At 76.1% G+C, this 4406-nt stretch carries 2 protein-coding genes and 1 pseudogene; all 3 read left to right on the top strand.

Annotated elements, in window-relative coordinates:
* Window positions 1-526, top strand: a pseudogene (locus ACFV4N_RS40325) (SAM-dependent methyltransferase); the annotation flags it as partial.
* 111 nt (window positions 527-637) lie between these two features.
* Window positions 638-2845: a TIGR03773 family transporter-associated surface protein gene (locus tag ACFV4N_RS40320; protein WP_499677961.1), complete on the top strand. Its 2208-nt coding sequence runs from the start codon at window positions 638-640 to the stop codon at window positions 2843-2845.
* A 40-nt stretch (window positions 2846-2885) separates the two neighbouring features.
* Entirely contained in the window at window positions 2886-4373 is a 1488-nt protein-coding gene (locus tag ACFV4N_RS40315; protein WP_499677962.1) for a choice-of-anchor M domain-containing protein, read from the top strand.
* The last annotated feature ends 33 nt before the right edge of the window (window positions 4374-4406 follow it).

Here is a 4406-nt window from a genome sequence, read left to right as displayed (position 1 = left end):
CACCCGGGACTGGGGAGCGGCCGTGGTGGGCCTCGCCGGCCTGCTGCGCCCGGGAGGCGCGCTCTGCGTGGCCGAGGGCGGCCTGCCCACGCGGTGCCTGCCCCGGGACACCGGCGTCGGCCGCCCCGGCCTGGAGGTGCGCCTGGACGAGGCGCACGACCGCTGGTTCACCGACTGGTTCGAAGGCCGCCCCGGGCAGGAGCGCCAGACCAGGGGCTGGTCGGACCTGCTCGTCGACGCGGGACTGGTCGGGGTCACCAGCCGCAGCGCGCTGGTCGACGTGCCGGCGCCGCTGCCCGGACACGTGCGCGCGGTGGTCCTGGCGGAGTTCGCGGCCCGGGTCGGCCGGGCGCGCCCGTTCCTGCCCGACGACGACGTGGCGGCGTGGTCGCGGCTGCTCGACCCCGCCGACCCCGCCTGGGCGGGGCGCCGCACCGACCTGGCGCTGCTCACCGCCCGCACGGCCCACCTGGGCTGGGCCCCGGACGCACCTGACCCCTCGAACACCCGCGGCGCGAGCGCGTGACGGACCCGTCACGCACGGCACCTTGTTGAAAATGGTTATCGTTTTAGTTAGCGTGGGCGCGTCCGGTTCGGCGGAGAGGGAGACATGCGACCCCGCCCAGTGCAGTCCGATGTGGATCGAAAACCCGTCCGGGGGTGGGCGCGCGCCGCCGCCTTCCTGGCCGCGGTCTGCGTCCTCGGCGCGACCCCGGTCCCCGCCGCGGCGGCCGGGGGACCCGCGCCGACCCCGCCGCCGAGGCAGGCGCTCGCCTCCGGGCACGCCGACCTCCTGTCGGTATCCCTGGAGTCGGGCTCGCTGGCGCTGGCCGGTCGGTCCGATGTGGACGGTTCGTCGACCCGCTTCGACCCGGCGCGCACCACGGTGCACGTCACCGACGCCGCGTCGCGGCCCGCGCCCGCCTCCCCCGACTACGGCTTCCTCGGCGTCCCGGCGGGCGCGCCGATCCACGTGGTGCCGCAGGCGTTCCGGCCCGGGGTGCTGTGGGCCGGCTGGAACACCGAGGCGGTCCCCCGCGGCGCGCTGGCCGGGGACGTGGTGGACATCGCCCTGCGCGACGTGCGCGGCCCCGGCCAGGTCGAGGTCTACCTCGCCGGCGTCGACGGCCCCGAGCGGGTGTGGAGCTCGCGCGACCCCGGCCTGCGCACGCTGCGCGCGGCGGTGCCGACGCACGCGCACGCCAACTGGGCGTTCACCGCGCCGGGCGTCTACGAGCTGGAGTTCGCCGCGTCCGCCACCACCACCTCGGGCACGCCGCTGGCGTCCGCGCCCCTCCGGTACGTCGTCGCGGTCGGCGGGCTCTCCCCCGCGCCGACCACGACCGCGCTGGACGTCGCGGAGACCCCCGAGGGGCTCCGGCTCACCGGCCGCGTGTCCGGCGGGCCGGCGCACCTGCACGGCGGCGTGCCGACCGGCTGGGTCGAGTTCCACCGCCACCACGCCGACCGCGACGAGGTCGTGGGCCACGTGGCGGTGGACGACGGGGTGGGCGCGCTGACCGTGCCCGACGCACCCGACGCCCTCGCCTACACCGCCCGGTTCGCGCCCGCGGTGCACGACCTGGTCGCGGCCTCCGAATCGCCGGCGGTCGCGAACCCCGGCGCGCCGCCCGGCGCCGCCGTCACCGGTGTCCGCGACCGCTACACCGCCGGCGAGACCGTCACCGCCACGGCGCTGGTCGTCCCAGAGCGCCCCGGCCACACCACCGAGTGGTGGACCAGGGAGGGCGGGGTCACCACGCCGCGCGGCGCCGGCGGCGTGCTCACCACGACGGCCACCGCCGACCTCGACGGCGCCGAGCTGGGTTTCGACCTGGTGGACGCCGGGGGCTCCGTCGTCGCCTCCGCCCGGGGCGTGCCCCTGCGCGTCGCCGCAGCCGCGCCGCCGACGACCCCACCGGCCACGACCCCACCGACTACGACCCCACCGGCCACCACGTCACCGACCACCACGTCACCGACCACCGCGCCCGCACCGACGACGCCTGCCCCCACCACCGAGGCGTGCGTCGCCACCCCGGTGACCCGGACCGCCGAGCCCGGCGAGGTCGAGGTCGTCACCGACGGCCACTTCGACTACGGGCCGGTGGTCGAGGGCGGCGCGCTCACCGCCCGCGTCAAGGACGACCGCCAGGGCTCGCCGACGTGGCGCGACCCGAGCGGTTACGTGTTCCACCTGACCGACGCGGCGCGCACCACCCCGCCGGCCGGCTCGGGCTACGACTTCCTCGGCGGCGGTCCGGTGTGGACGATCCCGCTGACCCAGCGGGCGGGCATCCCGTGGATCGGCTGGAACACCCAGCACCCGTCCATCGCCGAGTCGATCACCGGCGACGTCACGATGACCCTGGAGGGCGTCGAGGGACCGGGCCGGCTCGCCGTCTACGGGCAGGACCCGTTCGGCGGCGTCGGCGACCGCTACTTCGGCACCGTCGAGGGCTTCCCCCGCTCCACCGCGGTCCCGGTCGGCCGCTCCGGCGTCCACGTGCACGGCGTGTGGGCCTTCACCGCGCCCGGCAGCTACGCGGTGACCTTCGCCTTCAGCGGCACGGCGAACGGGCGCGCGCTCACCGCGAAGAGCACCCTCGCCTTCCACGTCGGCCCCGGCGACCCCGCCGCGGCCCGCCCGAAGAGCCGGGTCGTCGACCAGGTCGGCCGCACCGCGAGCGGGCAGGACTGCGCGCTCGGGCCGAGGGACCTGGCGAGCACCGGGCTGGGCGGCGAGGCCCTCGTCGGGCTCGGCGTCGCCGCCGCGCTGCTGATCCCCCTCGGCTTCCTGCTCACCAGCCTGGCCACGCTCTCCGCGGCCCGTCGACGCCCCTGACCGATCCCCACGAGAAAACGAGGAAAGAACCTTGAACGCAGTGCAGGACCGCAGGACCCGACGCCGAACGCGGCACGCCGCCGCGGTCGCGTCGATCACCGCCCTGGGGCTCGCCCTGGGGTCCCTCACCGGGACCGCCCACGCCGAAGGCGCTTACGCCGACAAGCAGGTCGTGTCCGAAGGCCACGCGGACGTGTTCTACGTCGACGTCGTGGACTCCGCGCACGTGCTGACGGCGCACACCGCCGCCGGCAACGTCGCGCCCGAGGACCTCGTCATCCAGGCCAAGCCGTCGGTGGCCTCGCGGACGGTCAGCGCGACCGTCGCCGGCCTGCCCGGCTGGAAGCCGCAGGGCGGGACCTACTACCTGCTGCCGCAGACCTCCCAGGCCGGCCAGGTGTTCGCGGGCTTCGGCCAGAGCTCCGCCGTCGCCGAGGGCACCTCGGTGACCTACACCCTCGACTCGGTGGAGGGCCCCGGCGCGTTCGCGCTGTGGCAGAACGCCGAGGACGGCCCGAACGTCTTCCTCGCCTCAGCCGAGGGCGGGCCGAGGTCGTTCACCAGCGTGGCCGACCACGAGCACGTCAACTGGGGCTTCACCGAGCAGGGCGAGTACCGCCTGGTCGTGCGGGCCTCGGTGACGCCTCCCGGCGGCGCCACCGCGGAGCTGCCGGCCGCCACCTACACGTTCTTCGTCGGCGAGGAGCTGCCGCAGGACCCGGGCACCGACCCCGGCACCCCGGCCACGCAGCTCACCGTCACCGGCCTGGCCGCGCACTACCACGCCGGCGGCGTGGCGGCCCTGACCGCGGTGCAGACCCCGCCGACCGGCGAGGAGCACTACCACTGGTTCACCCGTGCCGCGGGCGAGACCGAGTGGTCGTTCGTGCCGGAGGCCTACACGGCCAAGTACGGCTTCGTCGTCCGCACCTCCGATGACAACCGCGAGATCAAGGCCGTGCTCTACGACCACGACCACCGGGTGATCGCCGAGTCAGCGCCGGTCGTCGTCGACGTCGACGACCACGGCAACGACCCGGTCAACGGCCCGACCATCACCACCACGCTGTCCGAGCAGCAGGGCGCGCTCGTGGTCAGCGTCGCGCCGGAGAACCGGGAGGTGGACCTGGGCGCGCTGGAGCTCAACCCGGCCGCCGACCGCTACACCGCCGCCGGCGCGCTCAAGCCGATCACGGTCACCGACACCCGCGCGGAGAACCCCGGCTGGAACGCCTCCGGCCGGGTGCGGGCCTTCACCACCGTCGACGGGCAGCAGCTCGGCGGCAAGTACCTGGGCTGGACGCCCGCCGTGCTGTCCGCCTCGGCCAACCAGACCGTGACCGCGGGCCCGCGGGTCGACTCCGGCTTCACCGCCGGCAACGGCCTGGCCACCTGGTCGCAGCTGGGCGCCGCGGCGGCCGGCGCCGGGCGCGGCACCGCCCAGCTCGGCGCGGAGCTGAACCTGGAGGCCCCCGCCGACCTGGCGCCGGGCACCTACCGGGCCATGCTCATCCTCACCGCCATCTGATCCCACCCCCGGTGCGGGTCCACCCCTTCGAAA

Source organism: Actinosynnema sp. NPDC059797 (genome assembly GCF_042732085.1).
Taxonomy (GTDB): domain Bacteria; phylum Actinomycetota; class Actinomycetes; order Mycobacteriales; family Pseudonocardiaceae; genus Actinosynnema.
The sequence above is the reverse complement of the archived record's forward strand: the minus strand, read 5'-3'. Positions and strand labels throughout refer to the sequence as shown.